Below are 17,106 nucleotides of genomic sequence, written 5' to 3'. Positions count from 1 at the left end.
GCCTGAGCCACTGGGCCGCTGACCTTTTACGCGCCGCCCGTGTGGACCTGGAAGGCCGCCCTGCGGACCGCCTTCGCGAGGGCCGGGTCGGGGTGCGCGGCGGCGAGCGCGACGAGCACCTGCACCGTGCGCGGGTGTCCGACGGCGCGCACCTCGTCGATCAGCGCGGGCACCGTGGGCTGCACCGCGGCCTCCAAGTGGCGTACGAGGAGGGGGGCTTCGCCGTGGTCGGCGACGGCGGCGGCGGTGTCGACCCACAGCCACGTCGCCTCCTCGCGGCTGAGCACCGTGTGCACGTCCTCGGGGTCGGCACCCTCGTGCTCGGCGAGCCACAGCAGCGCGTAGGGGCGCAGGTGCGGGTCGTCGGCGGCGCGGCGGACCTCGTGCTCGGCGGGGGCGCCGACGACGCGCAGCGCCTCGAAGGCGAGGCCGCGCAGCAGGGCGTCCTCGCCGCGGGCGGCGTCGAGGAGGTCGGTGACGGCGGTGCCGATGTCGCGGGCGGCGAGCCAGGCCCGGTACTCGTCGCGTGCGGCCTTCGGGCGCAGGCGCGCGCAGCCGCGCAGCATGTCCTCGGCGGACACCTCGATGTTCCCCGCCGGGGACTGGGCGGCGACGCAGATCTGCTCCAGCTTGACCCACACCGCCCAGCTGCCCAGCGGGGTGAGGGTGGCGTGCCCGTCCTCGTACGTGAGCGCTCCCACCGCTGCGAGGCCGCGCAGGGACCAGTCGAGCAGCGGGAGGAGCGGGGTGTCCTGCGGCGCGGTCGGTTCCGGCTGGGGCCCCGAGGGGATCTCACAGCGTTCCGTGCGCAGTTCCGTGACGCGCTGGTCGAGGAGGTCGAGGAGCTGGGTCGCGGCGACCCGGTCCGCCATCAGCTGGAGGAAGCTCAGCAGCTGCGGCACCGCCTCGACGACCTCGGCGACCGCGGCGGGGCCGACCTCCTCGGGCGCAGGGTGGACCAGGGACCAGGCGTCGAACAGGGCGACCCAGCCGCGCAGCACGGCGGTGTCGTCGCGGTCCCAGGCGCGCAGCCGCCAGCCGGGCCGGGCACTGGCTCCGTGCACCTCGACGAGGCCGGCGAGGCGGGCCGTGTCCCAGTCCGCGCGGACCTGATCGACCGTCAGCCCGAGCTCGTCCGCGGCCCGGAGGGCGGTCGCCTCGGAGAGGGTGCCCTTGCCGTCGCGGGCGGCCGTGTTGTTGCCGGGGCCGATCCTGGTGTCCGCCCAGCGGGCCACGCGGACGGCGTCGGCGAGGTCGCGGCGCGCGGCGCGGGCCAGCTCCGCGGGCGGCGGGGTGCCCTCCGGTGGGCGGGGTGCGGGACGGCGTGCGGCGACCGGCCGCGGGGTCGGGGCGGCCAGGGGCTGGCGGCGCGGGCTGACGAGTCGGAGCCGGGAGTCGCGCGGGGTACGGGACGTCACGAAGGGCAGTCTCGCGGTTGACCCCGCCAATTCCCAAACGGGCGCCCTGCGGAGCCGTTGCGACGGCGGCTACATCAACGGCGTCAGGAACCTTCTCAGCGCCTCCTCGTAGCCCTTCGGGTCCGCGTTCCACATCGCGTTGTGCGGGGCGTCGGCCACCTCGTGGAGGGTGACCAGATCCGGGCGGCGGTCCGCCAGGCGGCGGGAGAGCGCCCACGGGGACACCTCGTCGCCGGGCCCGTGGACCAGGAGCGTGGGGACCTTGAGGGAGCGCGGGTCCGCGGCCTCGGTGAGGCGGTCGCCGGTCAGGCCCGTGCGGCCCTGCGCGGCGCGGACCGCGAGCGGGAGCAGCGGGCCCGGGGTGCGGCGGGCGCGGGCCAGGGCGCGCAGCGTGGTCTCCCAGCTGAGCACCGGCGAGTCGAGGACGAGGCCCTTGATCCGGTCGCGCAGCGCCGAGTGGGCCGCCGCGTGCAGGGCCATCGCGGCCCCGGTCGACCAGCCGAGCACGATGACGTCGCGGGCTCCATAGCGCACGGCGTAGCGGATCGCCGCGTCCAGGTCGCGCCACTCCGTCTCGCCGAGGTGGCCGAGGCCGTCCGGGGAGCGGGGCGCGCCGAGGTCGCCGCGGTAGGCGAGGTCGAGCACCGGGAACTGGTGGTGGTGCAGGAACTCCATGAGGTTCATGGGGTGTTCGCGGGTGGTGCCGAGGCCGTGCACGGCGATCACCCACGTGTCGCGGGTGTCGGGCAGGAACCAGGCGGGCAGTGGGCCGAGTTCCCCGGGCACGTCGATGTCGGCGTGGTCGAGGCCGAGGGCGCCCTTGGGGTCGCCGATGTGCACCTTGGGCGTGAGCCAGGCCTTGGCGCCGGGTTCCAGGGTGCCGTGGGTGACCCGCTCCAGGCGGCGTACGACGGTGTCGGCGGAGGTCGTGGCCGATTCGACGACCGGGCCGACGACCGCGTGGTAGCCGTCGCCCTGCAGCCCGTACGTGCCGGGGCGCAGCGAGGCCAGGTCGCGGGTCAGGGTGACCTGGCCCGCGGCGGTGGCGTGGACGGTGAGCCGCGGCTCGGTGGGCAGTGGGCGGCCCGAGGGCGCCTTCAGCGCCGCGTCGCTGGCCAGGCGGCCCGCGGCGATCGCGGCGGCCGAGGCCCCTAGGACGGCGGTGACGGCAGCGGCCGTCGCTCTGGCGGTGCGCACCCGTCCAGTGTCGGGGCCCGCGCCCTCCCCGGCCAGTGGGGCGACGGCTACGGGTGACGCGAACGCCGAGGACCGGTCATCGGGCGCCCCGCTGCCCGTATCCGCTCAGCCGCTCCCCCACCTCCCGCAACTGCTCCTCGTCGAGCAGCGACGGGGTGAGGCCGGGGACGGAGTGGGCGGTGAGCCACAGGCGGCACATCCACTCCAGTTGGGCGGTGCGGTCGTAGGCGGCGGCGAGACTGTCTCCGTATGTGAGGGCGCCGTGGTTCTGAAGCAGGCATCCCGTGCGGCCGGACAGCGCGAGCAGCACGTTCTCGGCCAACTCCCGGGTTCCGTACGTGGCGTAGGGGGCGACGCGGACGGGGCCGCCGAGCGCCGCCGTCATGTAGTGCACGGGCGGGAGTTCGGGGACGAGCGTGGAGACCGCGGTGGCGTGCACGGCGTGGGTGTGCACGACCGCGCGGGCGTCGGTGTGCCGGTAGACCGCGAGATGCATGGGGAGTTCGCTGGTCGGCTTCAGGGTGCCGGCCCGCTGATTGCTGTCGAGGTCCACGACGACGAGATCGTCGGGCCCGAGCTCGTCGTACGGGACGCCGGTCGGGGTGACGAGAATCAGGTCGCCGTCGTCCCCGCCCACCCGTACCGAGACGTTGCCCGAGGTTCCGACGACCAGGCCGTCGGTCACCGTACGACGGGCCGTCAGCACCAGTTCCTGCCAGGCCTCGTCGAGTTCCTGAAGCTGTGTCATGGCGCGCATCCTGCCAGCCGCGCGGAGCGGCGGCCGGAGCGGATCGGTGCGGAGCGGATCGATACGGAGCCCGACCCTCCGGAATACCCCATATGGGGATTGAATACTCTCTGACGTTATTTGGCTGACCTTGACCGGGTAATTGATGATCTCCCGCTACTCTCTGGGAGTTCCCTGGGGATTTGTCATGCACGCCGTCACTTTCGGGGGTACATCATGGCTCGCAGCCGCACAGCGTCCCCGCGCCGCCACCGCGCCGCCGCACTCGCGTCCGTCGCCGCACTGACCATCGGCGGCACCCTGGCCGCGGAGCTCCCGGCCCAGGCCGCGGGCAAGCCGCGCGGGCACGACGTCTCGTCGCACCAGAAGAACGTGAACTGGCAGAAGGCCAGGAACAAGGGCGCCCGGTTCGTCTACGTCAAGGCGACCGAGTCGACCGATTACCGCAACCCCTACTTCTCCCGGCAGTACAAGGGCGCCCGCAACGCGGGCATCGTGCGCGGCGCCTACCACTTCGCGCTGCCGCAGAAGTCCTCCGGCAAGGCGCAGGCCTCGTACTTCGTGCGCAACGGTGGCGCCTGGCGGCGTGACGGCTGGACCCTGCCGCCCGCGCTCGACATCGAGTCCAACCCGTACGGCAAGGGCAAGCACCCCTGCTACGGGCTGCGAAAGTCGACGCTGGTGTCGTGGATCCAGTCCTTCAGCAACGAGATCCTGCGCAGCACCGGGCGCCGTCCGGTCATCTACACCAATGCGCGATGGTGGAAGCAGTGCACCGGCGACAGCAGGGCATTCGCCGCCAACCACGCCTTGTGGCTCGCCCGGTACGACGAGCGCGCCGGCGCACTTCCGGCAGGCTGGAGCTACTGGACGTTCTGGCAGTACGAGGAGAAGGGCCGGCTGCCGGGTGACCAGAATCTCTTCAACGGTTCGATGACCCAGCTCAAGCGGTTCGCGATGGGGTAGCCGAAGGCACGGAGCGACGGCCCTCCGGATCGGGTCACCGGGGCGCCCGACCCAGTTCATCTTCCGTTCACTCGGGCTCTTTACGTTCCAAGAACTACTGACGTCCAACCGAAGCCTGGGTAAATGGAACACATCACGCTGCTCCTAGCGATCGTGATCGTTACCGCGCTGGTTTTTGATTTCACCAACGGTTTCCACGACACCGCCAACGCGATGGCCACAACCATCTCGACCGGCGCTCTCAAGCCGAAGACGGCGGTGGCCATGTCCGCCGTGCTGAACCTCGTCGGAGCGTTCCTCTCCGTCGAAGTCGCCAAGACGATCTCCGGCGGCATCGTCAAGGAGGACGGCCTCAGAACAGAGGTCATCTTCGCGGCGCTGGTGGGCGCCATTCTCTGGAATCTGCTGACCTGGCTGCTCGGCCTGCCGTCCAGTTCCTCGCACGCCCTGTTCGGTGGCCTCATCGGCGCCGCGGTCATGTCGATGGGCTGGTCCTCGGTCAACGGCGGCACCGTCGTCACCAAGGTGCTGCTGCCCGCGGTGGCCGCGCCGCTCGTCGCCGGCATCGCCTCGATGCTGGCCACCCGCCTCACGTACCGCATCAGCAAGAAGACGGACGAGCGGGCGACCGCCAAGGGCTACCGCGCCGGGCAGATCGCCTCCGCGGGTCTCGTCTCCCTCGCGCACGGCACGAACGACGCGCAGAAGACGATGGGCATCATCACCCTCGCCCTGATCACCGGCGGCGTCATCGCGCCCGACGCCGACCCGCCGATGTGGGTCATCATCTCGGCCGGCATGGCCATCGCCCTCGGCACCTACCTCGGCGGCTGGCGCATCATCCGCACCATGGGCAAGGGCCTCACCGAACTCGCCCCGCAGCAGGGCTTCGCGGCGCAGACCAGTGCGGCGACCGCGATCCTCGCCTCCTCGCACCTGGGCTTCTCCCTCTCCACCACGCAGGTCTGCTCCGGCGGTGTGATGGGCGCGGGCCTCGGCCGCAAGGGCGGCGTGGTCCGCTGGTCGACCGCCACCCGGATGTTCATCGCGTGGGGCCTGACCCTGCCGGCCGCCGGTCTGGTGGGCGCGGGCGCCGAGTTCCTGACCAAGCAGGGCCCGTGGGGCGTCGGCCTCACCGCCGCGCTGCTCCTGGCCGGCTGCGCGGTGATCTGGAAGCTGTCGCGCCGCAACTCCATCGACCACACCAACGTCACGGCGGACGAGCCGCACGCCGAGCCCGTGCAGGAGGCTCCGGGTGTCGTGACGGCCGCGATCGCCTCGGTCACCCCGCCGCCGGCGGGCACGGTCGAGCCGGCCGGGTCCGAGGCGAAGATCCCCGCCCAGCCGAAGGCCGGAGCGGTGAGCGACCCCGCGCGCCCCGCCGGCGTCACGCTGTAGTCAGCGCTGTAGTTCAGAAGGAAGCAGGGCAGGAATGAACATCGACTGGGCGGCCCTCGGCACCGTCTTCGGCGTCTCTCTCGTGGTCACCGTGGCCCTCGTCGGCCTGTTCACCCTCGGCATCGTGGGACTCTCCAAGCGGGAGTCGGCGGGGCGTGACGGTGGCTCGGCGGCGGTCGCGACGTCCGGGGCGTATGTCTGCTTCGCGCTGTGCGCGGCGGCCGTGGCCTACGGGATCTATCTGATCGTGGCCTGACCCGGCACAGGGCACGGCGCACGGCTCACGAAGGCGGGGTGCGGGACGTTCGGCGTCCCGCACCCCGCCTTCGTACGTCTCAACAGCAAGTTGACGTGCCAACTCGGAGCGTGGTGGACTTCCCCCGCCATATACGGCAGCAGTTGAGGAAGCCGGTGCGAATCCGGCGCGGTCCCGCCACTGTGAACCCCCGGCCGACAGGCCTCGGGTGAGCCAGGAACTCTCGCTGCCGGTCTCGTCGAACCAGGGCGTGGACACCCTGAGTGAGGACACTTAACCGCCATGTTCGCCCCGCGCGGCGCCTGGCGGCACGAGCGCGTGTACGCGTGTGGTGCCGCCGCCGGAATGCTCGTCGACCTTCTTCTTGGCGATCCGCGCCGTGGGCACCCCGTCGCCGGATTCGGTCGCGCCGCCGCGGCCGTCGAGCGTGGGCTGTGGCGGGACCACCGTGGCGCGGGCGCCCTGCACACCGTCGTGTGTGCCGGTGGCGCCGCCGGCCTCGCGGCTGTCGCCTCCCGTCTCGTACGCCGCTCCCCCGCCGCCTCCGTCGCGCTGACGGCCGCCGCCACCTGGGCCGTCGTCGGCGGCACCTCGCTGGGTCGCGAGGCCCGTGGCGTGGCGGCCGCGCTCGAGGCCGGGGACGTGGAGCGCGCGCGGGAGCTGCTGCCCCGGCTGTGCGGCCGTGACCCGCAGGGGCTCGACGCCGACGGGGTCGCGCGCGGCGCCGTCGAGTCCGTCGCCGAGAACACCTCCGACGCCGTCGTGGGCGCGCTCGTGTGGGGTGCGCTCGGCGGGGTGCCTGGCCTGGTCGCGTTCCGCGCCGTGAACACGCTCGACGCGATGGTCGGGCACAAGTCCGTGCGGTACCGGCGGTTCGGCTGGGCCTCGGCCCGCCTCGACGACGTGGCCGGCTGGCCGGGGGCGCGGCTGACCGGCGCTCTCGCCGTGGTCGCGGGTGGCCGGCCCCGCGAGGCGCTCGCCGCGTGGCGGGCGGACGCCGGGCGGCATCCGAGCCCGAACGCCGGTGTCGTCGAGTCCTCCTTCGCGGGGGCGCTCGGGGTGCGGCTCGGCGGGACCTTGGCGTACGGCGGGCGGGTCGAGCACCGGCCGGTGCTGAACGCGGCGGGGCGGTCGGTCGAGGTGCGTGATGTGGATCGGGCCGTGCGGCTGTCACGGCGGGTGTCTCTGTTGGCGTTGGGAGTCTGTGTGGGTGCGCGACTGGTACGGGGCCGGGTTCTGGCTCGGGGGCGTCGATGACGGGCGGGGGGCTCCTCGTCGCGGGGACCACCTCCGACGCCGGGAAGAGTGTCGTCACCGCGGGGATCTGCCGGTGGCTGGTGCGGCAGGGCGTGAAGGTGGCGCCGTTCAAGGGGCAGAACATGTCCCTGAACTCGTTCGTGACCAGGGAGGGCGCAGAGATCGGGCGCGCGCAGGCGATGCAGGCGCAGGCCGCGCGGGCGGAGCCGAGCGCGCTGATGAATCCGGTCCTGCTCAAGCCGGGCAGCGACAGGAGCAGCCAGGTCGTCCTCATGGGCAAGCCCGTGGGCGAGTTGAGTGCGCGGGGGTATCACGGAGGGCGTCAGGCCGCCCTGTTGGACACCGTGGTCGGGTGTCTGGAGGAGCTGCGGGCCACCCATGACGCCGTGATCTGCGAGGGCGCCGGATCGCCCGCCGAGATCAATCTGCGGCGCACCGACATCGTGAACATGGGGCTCGCGCGGGCCGCGCGGCTGCCGGTGCTCGTGGTGGGCGACATCGATCGGGGCGGGGTCTTCGCCTCGTTCTTCGGGACGACCGCGCTGCTCGCTCCCGAGGATCAGGAGCTGCTCGCCGGGTATCTCGTGAACAAGTTCCGCGGCGATGTGAGTCTGCTGGAGCCCGGGCTCGACATGCTCAAGTCGCTTACGGGGCGCGCCACTTACGGCGTGCTGCCGTTCCAGCACGGGCTCGGGATCGACGAGGAGGACGGGCTCCGGGTGTCCCTGCGTGGCGCCGTGCGGGAGTCCGTCGTCGCGCCGCCGGTCGGCGAGGACGTGCTGCGGGTCGCCGTGTGCGCCGTGCCGTTGATGTCGAACTTCACGGATGTCGACGCGCTGGCCGCCGAGCCGGGGGTCGTCGTGCGGTTCGTCGACCGGGCGGAGGAGCTGGTCGACGCGGATCTCGTCGTGGTGCCGGGGACGCGCGGGACCGTGAAGGCCCTCGAATGGCTGCGGGAGCGCGGGCTCGCCGACGCGCTTGCCCGGCGGGCCGCGGAGGGGCGGCCGGTCCTCGGGATCTGCGGCGGCTTCCAGCTGCTCGGCGAGCGCATCGAGGACGAGGTGGAGTCGCGGGCCGGCGTCGTGGACGGGCTCGGGCTGCTTCCCGTACGGGTGCGGTTCGCGGCCGAGAAGACGCTCGCGCGGCCGGTCGGCGAGGCGCTCGGAGAGTACGTCGAGGGGTACGAGATCCATCACGGGATCGCCGAAGTGACGGGCGGCGAGGCCTTCTTGGACGGGTGCCGGGTCGGGTCCGTGTGGGGGACGCACTGGCACGGGTCGCTGGAGGCCGATGGGTTCCGGCGGGCGTTTCTGCGGGAGGTCTCGGCGGGGGCCGGGCGGCGGTTCGTGCCGGCGCCGGACACGTCGTTCGAGGCGTTGCGGGAGGAGCAGCTGGATCGGCTCGGGGATCTGATCGAGCGGCATGCGGATACGGGGGCGCTCTGGCGGTTGATCGAGGGAGGCGCGCCGGCGGGGCTGCCGTTCGTGCCGCCGGGGGCGCCGTGATGGGAAGTCGCCCCCGCCGCCCCTTCCCGTCCCGTCCCCGGGGGCTGCGCCCCCGGACCCCCCAACAGACTGCGCCCCTATCGATGGAGGTACGTTTTCGATGAGTGCTCCCTATCCGTTCACTGCCCTTGTCGGGCAGGACGATCTGCGGCTTGCTCTGCTGTTGAACGCTGTGTCGCCCGCTGTGGGCGGGGTGCTCGTGCGGGGGAGAAGGGGACCGCGAAGTCCACCGCCGTACGTGCCCTGTCCGCGCTCATGCCAGGCGTCGATGTCGTCCCCGGGTGCCGGTTCTCGTGCGAGCCGGGGGCCGTCGATCCGCAGTGTCCGGACGGGCCGCACGGGGACGCGCCCGGCGCCCAACGGAACGCGCGCATGGTCGAGTTGCCGGTCGGCGCGTCGGAGGATCGGCTCGTGGGGGCGCTCGACATCGAGCGGGCGCTCTCCGAGGGCGTGAAGGCCTTCGAGCCGGGGCTGCTCGCCGATGCGCATCGCGGGATCCTGTACGTGGATGAGGTCAATCTGCTGCATGACCATCTCGTCGATCTGCTGCTCGATGCCGCCGCCATGGGCGCTTCGTATGTCGAGCGTGAGGGTGTGTCCGTGCGGCACGCGGCGCGCTTCCTCCTCGTCGGGACGATGAACCCCGAAGAGGGCGAGCTGCGGCCGCAGTTGCTCGACCGGTTCGGGCTGACCGTGGAGGTCGCCGCGTCGCGTGAGCCGGAGCAGCGCGTGGAGGTCGTCAAGCGGCGGCTCGCCTACGACGACGACCCCGAGGGCTTCGCGGGCCGGTGGGCCGACGACGAGGCCGACGTACGGGCCCGGATCGTCGCCGCGCGCGAGCTGCTGCCCCAAGTGCGGCTCGGCGACCGGGCGTTGACGCAGATCGCGGCGACCTGCGCGGCCTTCGAGGTGGACGGCATGCGCGCCGACATCGTGATGGCGCGCACGGCGACCGCGCTCGCCGCCTGGGCGGGGCGCACGGACGTGCTCGCGGAGGACGTGCGGCAGGCCGCGCTGCTCGCGCTTCCGCACCGCAGGCGCCGGAACCCCTTTGACGCGCCGGGACTTGACGAGGACAAGCTCGACGACACCTTGGACGAGTTCGGGCCGGAGGACGAGCCGGAGGGGCCCGAGGGGGACGACGATCCCGATGGACCTGACGGAGGCCCGGACGGGGGTCCCGACGGGGGCGGACCCGGTGGCGGTGTGCCGCCGCAGGACGGCCCGCACGACGGCCCTCAGGAGACCAAGGACTCACAGGACCCGCAGGACCGGCAGGACGCTCCCGCCGGTGATGACCGGGAGGACTCCCCCGAGGAGCCCGCCGCCGCTCCCGCGGCCGGCGCCGGGGCCCCCGAGCAGAGGCCCGTGGCGGCCGGTGAGCCCTTTCGTACGAAGATGCTGAGCGTTCCCGGCCTGGGCGAGGGCGCGGCGGGGCGGCGGTCGCGGGCGCGTACCGAGCACGGCCGCACCACGGGGGCGACGCGGCCCCGGGGCGCCCTGACGAAGTTGCACCTCGCGGCGACCGTGCAGGCCGCGGCCCCGCACCAGCGTGCGCGCGGGCGTTCGGGCCGGGGGCTCGTCGTGCGCCGCGACGACCTGCGGCAGGCGACCCGCGAGGGGCGTGAGGGCAATCTCGTCCTGTTCGTGGTCGACGCCTCCGGTTCGATGGCGGCGCGGCAGCGGATGACGGCCGTCAAGGGCGCCGTGTTGTCGCTGCTGCTCGACGCGTACCAGCGGCGGGACAAGGTGGGGCTCGTGACGTTCCGGAAGTCGGCGGCCGAGGTCGCCCTGCCGCCCACGTCGAGCGTGGACGCGGCGGCGAGCCGCCTGGAGTCGCTGCCGACGGGCGGGCGCACCCCGCTGGCGGCCGGGCTGCTGAAGGCGCACGAGGTGCTGCGCGTGGAGCGGCTGCGGGATCCGGCGCGGCGGCCGCTGATGGTCGTCGTGACCGACGGACGGGCGACCGGGGGCCCTGAGCCCGTGAAGCTGGCGGGCCGGGCGGCCGGGCTGCACGCCGCCGAGGGGACGGCGAGCGTCGTCGTCGACTGTGAGACCGGCATGGTGCGGCTCGGGCTCGCCGGGGAGCTGGCGGGTCAACTGGGCGGCACCGCCGTCACGTTGGACGAGCTGCGGGCGGATTCGATCGCCGGGCTCGTGAAGGACGTACAGGGCGCACACGGAACGAAGAACACCATCAGGAGGGCCGCTTAAATGCCGCAGGGACAGCCGAGTGTCGTACCGAACGACGGGCTGACGACACGTCAGCGTCGCAACCGCCCACTGGTGTTCGTGCACACGGGCATCGGCAAGGGCAAGTCGACGGCCGCGTTCGGGCTCGCGCTGCGTGCCTGGAACCAGGGGTGGCCGATCGGGGTGTTCCAGTTCGTCAAGTCGGCGAAGTGGAAGGTCGGCGAGGAGAACGCCCTCAAGACGCTCGGCGCGAGCGGCGAGGGCGGCACCGTGGCCTGGCACAAGATGGGCGAGGGCTGGTCGTGGGTGCAGCGCGACGATCAGGCCGACAACGAGGAGAAGGCGCGCGAGGGCTGGGAGCAGGTCAAGCGGGACCTGGCGGCCGAGACGTACAAGCTGTATGTGCTCGACGAGTTCGCCTACCCGATGCACTGGGGCTGGATCGACGTGGACGACGTCGTCGAGACGCTGCGCGACCGTCCCGGGCAGCAGCACGTCGTCATCACGGGCCGCAACGCCCCTGAGAAGCTGGTCGAGTTCGCGGATCTCGTCACCGACATGTCGAAGGTGAAGCACCCGATGGACGAGGGCCAGAAGGGCCAGCGGGGCATCGAGTGGTAGGAAACCCGGCGCCGAACGTGCCCCGTCTGGTGATCGCCGCGCCGGCCTCCGGCACCGGCAAGACGACCGTGGCGACGGGCCTGATGGCCGCGTTCGCCGAGCGCGGGCTCGCCGTGTCGCCGCACAAGGTGGGGCCCGACTACATCGACCCCGGCTACCACGCGCTCGCGACGGGCCGTCCCGGCCGCAACCTCGACGCGTACATGTGCGGGCCCGAGCTCGTCGCCCCGCTGTTCGCGCATGGGGCGGCCGGGTGTGAACTCGCCGTCGTGGAAGGCGTGATGGGCCTGTTCGACGGCGCGTCGGGAGAGGGCGAGCTGGCGTCGACGGCCCATGTGGCCAAGCTGCTCAAGGCCCCCGTCGTGCTCGTCGTCGACGCCTCCTCGCAGTCGCGGTCCGTGGCGGCGCTCGTGCACGGATTCGCCTCGTTCGATCCCGAGGTGCGGCTCGCGGGCGTCATCCTCAACAAGGTCGGCTCCGACCGCCACGAGGAGCTGCTCCGCGAGGCCATGGAGGAGGTCGGCGTCCCGGTGTACGGGGCGCTGCGTCGTGCTCCGCAGGTGGCCACGCCGTCGCGGCATCTGGGGCTTGTGCCGGTGGCCGAGCGCAGTGCGGAGGCGGTGGAGTCGGTTCGGGCCGCGGCGGCGATGGTGCGGGAGGGGTGTGACCTGGAGGGGTTGCTCGGGCTTGCCCGTACGGCGCCGCCTCTGCCGGCGGAGGCGTGGAGCCCGGGTGGTCCGGGGGCGCTGAGCGGCATCGGGGTTGCGGCCGCGGGGCTCCGCCCCGGACCCCGCTCCTCAATCGCCGGAGGGGCTGATCTTGCCCGGCCCGTCGTCGCTGTGGCCGGGGGTGCTGCCTTTACGTTCTCGTATGCCGAGCACACGGAGCTGTTGCGGGCAGCAGGGGCGGAGGTGGTCGCCTTCGATCCGCTGCGCGACGAGACGCTGCCCGAGAACACCGCGGCCGTGGTGATCGGTGGTGGTTTTCCCGAGGTCTACGCTCCCGAGCTCTCGGCCAACGAGCGGCTCCGCAAGGCCGTGGCCGAGCTGGCCCGCGGCGGCGCCCCCGTGATCGCCGAGTGCGCGGGCCTGCTCTACCTCTCCCGCTCCCTGGACGGCAGTCCGATGTGCGGGGTGCTCGACGCGGACGCCAAGATGTCCGGCCGGCTCACCCTCGGCTACCGGGACGCCGTGGCCCTGTCCGACAGCCCGCTCACCCCGGCGGGGGCCCGGCTGCGCGGACACGAGTTCCACCGGACCGTGCTTGAACCGGGCGCCGGGCCCACGCCCGCGTGGGGCATGCGGCTGCCGACGCCGCGCGTCGAGGGCTTCGTACAGGGCGGTGTGCACGCCAGCTATCTGCACACCCACTGGGCGGCGCTGCCGGACATCGCGCACCGCCTGGTCGAGCGGTGCGCCGCGCCGTGAACGGTTCAGCCGGCGATGCCGACCACGAGCCAGATGAAGGCCGCGCCCGCGACGGTGCACAGCAGTGTCGAGCGGGCCGGGTGCTCGTGGTGCGCCTCCGGGAGGATCTCGGCGGCGGCCAGGTAGAGCAGCACGCCGCCGAAGAAGCCGAGATAGCCGCCGAGCAATTGCTCCGGAATGGTGAACAGGAGCGTGGACGCGGCGCCCACGATTGGCGCCACGGCGTCCGCGAACAGCATGATCAGCGCCTTGCGGCGGGCGTTCCCGTAGAGCCTGGTGATCGTGTACGTGTTGAAGCCGTCGGCGAAGTCGTGGGCGATCACGGCGAGCGCCACGGCCGCGCCCATGCCGCCGCCGATCTGGAAGGCGGCGCCGATCGCCATGCCGTCCATCAGGCTGTGCCCGACCATCGCGGACGCCGCGGTGAGGCCCACCTCGGGGGCCCGGCCGTTCGCCCCCTCCTCCGCCCCGTGGGCGGCCTGGCGGCGGGCCAGCAGGTGCTCCATGATGTGCGCCCCGAGGAACCCGGCCACGAACAGCAGCAGCGCCGCCGGCACCCCGTACACCTCGCCGCCCGCCGCCTCCAGGGCCTCGGGCAGCAGGTCGAGGCCGACCACGCCGAGCATCAGGCCACCGGCGAGGCCGAGCACCAGGTGGCGCCGGTCGGTGACCCGCTGCGCGGTCCAGCCGCCGACCAAAGTCATCAAGAAGGCGCTCAGCGCCACGATCACGGCCATGGCCCCTTGCTAACCCATCCGGGGGCATCCGCGCACATCCAGCGCCGGGGCGTGGTCGTCGGGGTGGGCGCCAGGGCGGGCGCGCCGGCGGCCGAGGTGCTGGGGCTCGTGCGGGCCGTTCTGGCCGAGGCGGGCGCGGCCGCGGCGGACGTCCTGGCGCTCGCGACGGTCGACGCGAAGGGCCGTGAGCCGGGCATCGTCGCGGCGGCGCGTGCGCTGGGCGCGCCCCTGGAGACGTACGACGCCGAGCGGCTCGCCGCCGTCCCCGTGCCGCATCCGTCCGCGCGGGCCCGCGCCGCCGTGGGCACCCCGTCGGTCGCCGAGGCCGCCGCGCTCGTACGGGGCGGTGAACTGCTCGTCGCGAAGCGGGCGTCGACCGGGGCGGGCGGGGGGCCCGGCCGGGTGACGTGTGCGGTGGCGCGGCCCGGGTAGGGGCCGCCCGGCTTCTCTCCCCTGGATCCACTTGGATCCACCTGGATCCCCCTGTCGACCTCCCGCAAGGAGCCCGTACCCATGCACACCCCTCCCCCGGCTCTGCTCGCCGCCCTGGAGCAACGGCTCGACGACGTTCTGGGCGGCGGCCCCCGCACACCCCGCGACCGGGCCGATGTGACCGTGCTGCTCGTCGGGGCCGGTTCGGCCGACTCCGCGGCCAACGCCGAACTCGCCGCCGCCGCACGGCTGTTGTGGGAGGGCAGCGGCTACGCGGGCGTGGAGCCGGCGTATGTGTCGGCGGCGCCGGACGTGCCCGCGGGGCTCGACCGGTGCGCGGCGCTCGGCGCGCGGCGGGTCGTCGTGCTGCCCTACGGAGCCCTGCCGTCGGACCGGTTCCACGCGCAGGCCGAGGGGTGGGCCGCGGCGCATCCGGAGGTGGACGTGCGCTGCGCGACCGCCCCGGACGTGGCGGATCCGGTCGGCGGGCCCGATCTGCGGCACCACGGGGACGCCGAAGTCCGGGACGACGGCGAGAAGTTGACGGATCTCGCGGTGAACGTGCGCACGGGCACGCCGCCGTCCTGGCTGCGGGAGCACATCGCCGGGTCCCTGGACGGGCTCGCGGCGTATCCCGACGGGCGGGCGGCGCGGGCGGCGGTGGCGGCGCACCACGGGGTGCCGGTGGAGCGGGTGCTCCTCACGGCCGGGGCGGCGGAGGCGTTCGTGCTGCTCGCGCGGGCGCTGCGGCTGCGCAGGCCCGTCGTCGTGCACCCGCAATTCACCGAGCCCGAGGCCGCGTTGGAGGACGCCGGGCATGCGGTGGGGCGGGTGCTGCTGCGGGCGGAGGAGGGGTTCAGGATCGATCCGGCGCTCGTGCCGCACGACGCGGACCTGGTGGTCGTGGGCAATCCGACCAACCCGACGTCGGTGCTGCACCCGGCGGACGCGCTGACCCGCCTTGCGCGGCCGGGCCGGTTCCTGGTGGTCGACGAGGCGTTCATGGACGCCGTGCCGGGCGAGCGGGAGTCGCTGGCCGGGCGGACGGACGTGCCGGGGCTCATCGTGCTGCGGAGCCTGACGAAGACGTGGGGCCTGGCCGGCCTGCGGGTCGGGTACGTGGTGGCGGAGCCGGAGGTGGTGGCGGCCCTCGAGCGGGCGCAGCCGTTGTGGCCGGTGTCGTCGCCCGCGCTTGTCGCCGCGCTGGCTTGTGTGTCGGCGCGGGGGGTCGCGGAGGCGGCGGACGCGGCGGTTGCCGTCGCGGCGGACCGGGAGTATCTGGTGGGCCTGCTGCGGGAGTTGGCGCCGTACGGGGTGTGGGTGGCCGGGCCCGCGGAGGGCCCTTTCGTCCTCGTACGCATCCCCGGTGCGCATGCCGTGCGGGAGCGCTTGCGGGGTGCCGGTGTCGCGGTGCGCCGCGGCGACACGTTCCCGGGCCTCGGCCCGGACTGGGTCCGCCTCGCGGTCCGGGACCGCGGCACCAGCGACACATTCGCTGCCGCGTTGACCGGGGTTTTGCACGCCGCTGGGTGAGCGCCGCGCACACATGCCCCTGCGACGGTTGGGCCAATTCAGCCCCTCCGGCGTTTGAGGAGCGGGGTCCGGGGCGGAGCCCCGTGCCCTCGACGCCGGAGGGGCGAAAAGATTGGGGCTCTGCCCCATGCCCCGCTGCTCAATCGCCGCAGGGGCTCAAAAATGACTACACCCGACTGCGGCCCCGGCGGGCCATCGCCACCGCCCCACCGCCGGCGGCAAGCAGCACGATCGCGCCGCCCGCGATGTACGGGGTCATCTCGTTGCCGCCCGTCTCCGCCAGGTCCTGCTTGTCGGCGGCGGGCCGCGCCTGCGTCTTCTGGACCGGGGCCTCACCCTTCTCGCCCTGAGGCTTCGGCGCGGGCGCCGGCGCCGCCTTCGGCGTCTCGCAGGTGGCTTCCGCGAGCGTGACCTCGCCGTCGACCTCCGCGACGTTGAGGTTCAACGGGTTGACGTGGACCTTGAGTTGGAGGGCGGAGGCGGCCGCCGTGGTGTCCGTCGTGGACCGGTTGGAGAGGCCGAGCGTCACCTCGCCGACCTCGGGGACCTTGATGGATGTCGTGCCGCCGGTCGACAGCGTGACCTTCTTGCCGAGGATGGTGACGCCGCCCAGCAGGTTCGACTCGGCGACCGGCTTCTCGCCCGCCACGCACAGCGCCCTGGAGGTGACCTGGTCGACCTCGATGAGGGAGAGCAGCGGAAGGCCGGGGACGTGCACCTTGGCGTGGGCGAGCCGGGTGAGGCCTTCCGCCTTTCCGCCCTCGACGGTGGCCTTCGTCCGCGCCACGTCCGCGCGCAGCACGCTGAACGGCTTTCCGCCGTCGACCCCGTCCAACTGGGCGGTCAGCGCGGTCCTGTCGGCACTCTTGGGCGCCTGCACCTCGTTCAGCGAGACCTTGAGCGGGACGTTCACGGTCTTGTTGAGGAGCGATACGTCGAGTCCCGTGCGGAGCACGACGGCGCCGGCCTTGCCGCCGCTGTGCTCGGTGGCCGAGGCCGGTCCCGCGGTCGCCAGCACGGCGGGGCCGAGGGCGAGCGCGGTGGCGGCGGCGGTCGCGGCGAGGCGGCGATACAGAAAGACGCGGCGGCGCGCAGCGCCTCCATGAGGGGCGGCGGTCGGGAGACGGGCGGGCGTGCGCAGGACGGTGGTCAGGGTGGAACTGGGCATGCTGGTGGGACCCCCATAGAGAGCTGAACCGGGACAGGGCCGGGACGGGACGGTCCCGACTGGTCATCGTTGAGGGAATCTTTACGCACTGAGGGTGAACGGTCAGCAACCAGGCGTGAGTTCACCCCAACGGGGCGTTTCCGCGCATCTCTTCGAATCTTCAGGCTCGCGCGTTCCCCTGCGCCCCACCGTTCTCGCCCACGGGTCGCCCGTACTGTCGATGCGCCGCTTGTGCGCGGGTTGACCGCGC

Annotated in this window: 15 protein-coding genes and 1 riboswitch; of the genes, 10 read left to right on the top strand and 5 right to left on the bottom strand. The window is 73.3% G+C overall.

Going from position 1 to position 17,106, the window contains the following annotated elements; all coding sequences use genetic code 11:
* Positions 1-26: 26 nt before the first annotated feature.
* The 3 genes from ACP4E5_RS33870 to ACP4E5_RS33860 form a co-directional block, all read right to left on the bottom strand.
* The gene (locus ACP4E5_RS33870) at positions 27-1,418 is read right to left on the bottom strand and encodes a hypothetical protein (RefSeq protein WP_425835433.1); all 1,392 of its coding nucleotides are present in this window, start codon (positions 1,416-1,418) and stop codon (positions 27-29) included.
* A gap of 69 nt (positions 1,419-1,487) precedes the next feature.
* Positions 1,488-2,615 carry an alpha/beta hydrolase gene (locus ACP4E5_RS33865; RefSeq protein ID WP_425835431.1) on the bottom strand — a complete coding sequence of 376 codons (1,128 nt, stop codon included), beginning with the start codon at positions 2,613-2,615 and terminating at the stop codon, positions 1,488-1,490.
* A gap of 76 nt (positions 2,616-2,691) precedes the next feature.
* Complete coding sequence (locus ACP4E5_RS33860) at positions 2,692-3,363, bottom strand: class II aldolase/adducin family protein (RefSeq protein WP_425835429.1); 672 nt, start codon at positions 3,361-3,363, stop codon at positions 2,692-2,694.
* 216 nt (positions 3,364-3,579) lie between these two features.
* On the opposite strand from ACP4E5_RS33860, the gene ACP4E5_RS33855 reads away from it, so the two are divergent.
* From ACP4E5_RS33855 to ACP4E5_RS33820, 8 genes are all read left to right on the top strand, one after another.
* The gene (locus tag ACP4E5_RS33855; protein WP_425835427.1) at positions 3,580-4,329 is read left to right on the top strand and encodes a lysozyme; all 750 of its coding nucleotides are present in this window, start codon (positions 3,580-3,582) and stop codon (positions 4,327-4,329) included.
* 123 nt (positions 4,330-4,452) lie between these two features.
* Positions 4,453-5,727: an inorganic phosphate transporter gene (locus ACP4E5_RS33850; protein ID WP_425835425.1), complete on the top strand. Its 1,275-nt coding sequence runs from the start codon at positions 4,453-4,455 to the stop codon at positions 5,725-5,727.
* A 34-nt stretch (positions 5,728-5,761) separates the two neighbouring features.
* The gene (locus tag ACP4E5_RS33845) at positions 5,762-5,983 is read left to right on the top strand and encodes a hypothetical protein (protein ID WP_425835423.1); all 222 of its coding nucleotides are present in this window, start codon (positions 5,762-5,764) and stop codon (positions 5,981-5,983) included.
* Positions 5,984-6,081: 98 nt separating this feature from the next.
* A riboswitch (cobalamin riboswitch) is annotated at positions 6,082-6,227 on the top strand.
* A gap of 38 nt (positions 6,228-6,265) precedes the next feature.
* Positions 6,266-7,240 (top strand): cobalamin biosynthesis protein, encoded by a 975-nt coding sequence (locus ACP4E5_RS33840; protein ID WP_425835421.1) that lies wholly within the window; start codon positions 6,266-6,268, stop codon positions 7,238-7,240.
* On the top strand, positions 7,237-8,745 hold the full coding sequence (locus ACP4E5_RS33835) for a cobyric acid synthase (protein ID WP_425835419.1): 1,509 nt from the start codon (positions 7,237-7,239) through the stop codon (positions 8,743-8,745). The genes ACP4E5_RS33840 and ACP4E5_RS33835 overlap by 4 nt, the downstream gene beginning before the upstream one ends.
* Before the next feature lie 255 nt (positions 8,746-9,000).
* On the top strand, positions 9,001-10,959 hold the full coding sequence (locus ACP4E5_RS33830) for a magnesium chelatase subunit D family protein (RefSeq protein ID WP_425835417.1): 1,959 nt from the start codon (positions 9,001-9,003) through the stop codon (positions 10,957-10,959).
* Positions 10,960-11,559, top strand: a complete 600-nt coding sequence (cobO, locus tag ACP4E5_RS33825) for a cob(I)yrinic acid a,c-diamide adenosyltransferase (protein WP_425835415.1) — start codon at positions 10,960-10,962, stop codon at positions 11,557-11,559.
* A gap of 17 nt (positions 11,560-11,576) precedes the next feature.
* Positions 11,577-12,986 carry a cobyrinic acid a,c-diamide synthase CobB gene (locus ACP4E5_RS33820; protein WP_425835413.1) on the top strand — a complete coding sequence of 470 codons (1,410 nt, stop codon included), beginning with the start codon at positions 11,577-11,579 and terminating at the stop codon, positions 12,984-12,986.
* A 5-nt stretch (positions 12,987-12,991) separates the two neighbouring features.
* Here the strand turns inward: ACP4E5_RS33820 and ACP4E5_RS33815 are convergent, their stop codons facing one another.
* Positions 12,992-13,723 (bottom strand): ZIP family metal transporter, encoded by a 732-nt coding sequence (locus tag ACP4E5_RS33815; RefSeq protein ID WP_425835411.1) that lies wholly within the window; start codon positions 13,721-13,723, stop codon positions 12,992-12,994.
* 6 nt (positions 13,724-13,729) lie between these two features.
* Between ACP4E5_RS33815 and ACP4E5_RS33810 the strand changes: the two genes are divergently transcribed.
* Positions 13,730-14,155, top strand: a complete 426-nt coding sequence (locus tag ACP4E5_RS33810; protein ID WP_425835409.1) for a cobalamin biosynthesis protein — start codon at positions 13,730-13,732, stop codon at positions 14,153-14,155.
* An 81-nt stretch (positions 14,156-14,236) separates the two neighbouring features.
* Positions 14,237-15,688 (top strand): Rv2231c family histidinol phosphate aminotransferase CobC, encoded by a 1,452-nt coding sequence (gene cobC, locus ACP4E5_RS33805; protein WP_425835407.1) that lies wholly within the window; start codon positions 14,237-14,239, stop codon positions 15,686-15,688.
* Between the two features lie 166 nt (positions 15,689-15,854).
* On the opposite strand, the gene ACP4E5_RS33800 is transcribed toward cobC, so the two are convergent.
* A complete protein-coding gene (locus ACP4E5_RS33800) occupies positions 15,855-16,856 on the bottom strand; it encodes an SCO1860 family LAETG-anchored protein (RefSeq protein ID WP_425835405.1) in 1,002 nt (333 codons plus the stop codon).
* Positions 16,857-17,106 lie beyond the last annotated feature (250 nt).

Source organism: Streptomyces fractus (genome assembly GCF_049844455.1).
GTDB lineage: Bacteria > Actinomycetota > Actinomycetes > Streptomycetales > Streptomycetaceae > Streptomyces > Streptomyces fractus.
This window is presented reverse-complemented; position numbering and strand designations above follow the sequence as displayed.

What these genes read in the sequence shown, in the direction of transcription:
- ACP4E5_RS33860 (WP_425835429.1), bottom strand. Translation starts at nt 3,363, where the DNA reads ATGACACAGCTTCAGGAACTCGACGAGGCCTGGCAGGAACTGGTGCTG.
- ACP4E5_RS33855 (WP_425835427.1), top strand. Translation starts at nt 3,580, where the DNA reads ATGGCTCGCAGCCGCACAGCGTCCCCGCGCCGCCACCGCGCCGCCGCA.
- ACP4E5_RS33850 (WP_425835425.1), top strand. Translation starts at nt 4,453, where the DNA reads ATGGAACACATCACGCTGCTCCTAGCGATCGTGATCGTTACCGCGCTG.
- ACP4E5_RS33845 (WP_425835423.1), top strand. Translation starts at nt 5,762, where the DNA reads ATGAACATCGACTGGGCGGCCCTCGGCACCGTCTTCGGCGTCTCTCTC.
- ACP4E5_RS33840 (WP_425835421.1), top strand. Translation starts at nt 6,266, where the DNA reads ATGTTCGCCCCGCGCGGCGCCTGGCGGCACGAGCGCGTGTACGCGTGT.
- ACP4E5_RS33835 (WP_425835419.1), top strand. Translation starts at nt 7,237, where the DNA reads ATGACGGGCGGGGGGCTCCTCGTCGCGGGGACCACCTCCGACGCCGGG.
- ACP4E5_RS33830 (WP_425835417.1), top strand. Translation starts at nt 9,001, where the DNA reads ATGCCAGGCGTCGATGTCGTCCCCGGGTGCCGGTTCTCGTGCGAGCCG.
- cobO (WP_425835415.1), top strand. Translation starts at nt 10,960, where the DNA reads ATGCCGCAGGGACAGCCGAGTGTCGTACCGAACGACGGGCTGACGACA.
- ACP4E5_RS33815 (WP_425835411.1), bottom strand. Translation starts at nt 13,723, where the DNA reads ATGGCCGTGATCGTGGCGCTGAGCGCCTTCTTGATGACTTTGGTCGGC.
- cobC (WP_425835407.1), top strand. Translation starts at nt 14,237, where the DNA reads ATGCACACCCCTCCCCCGGCTCTGCTCGCCGCCCTGGAGCAACGGCTC.
- ACP4E5_RS33800 (WP_425835405.1), bottom strand. Translation starts at nt 16,856, where the DNA reads ATGCCCAGTTCCACCCTGACCACCGTCCTGCGCACGCCCGCCCGTCTC.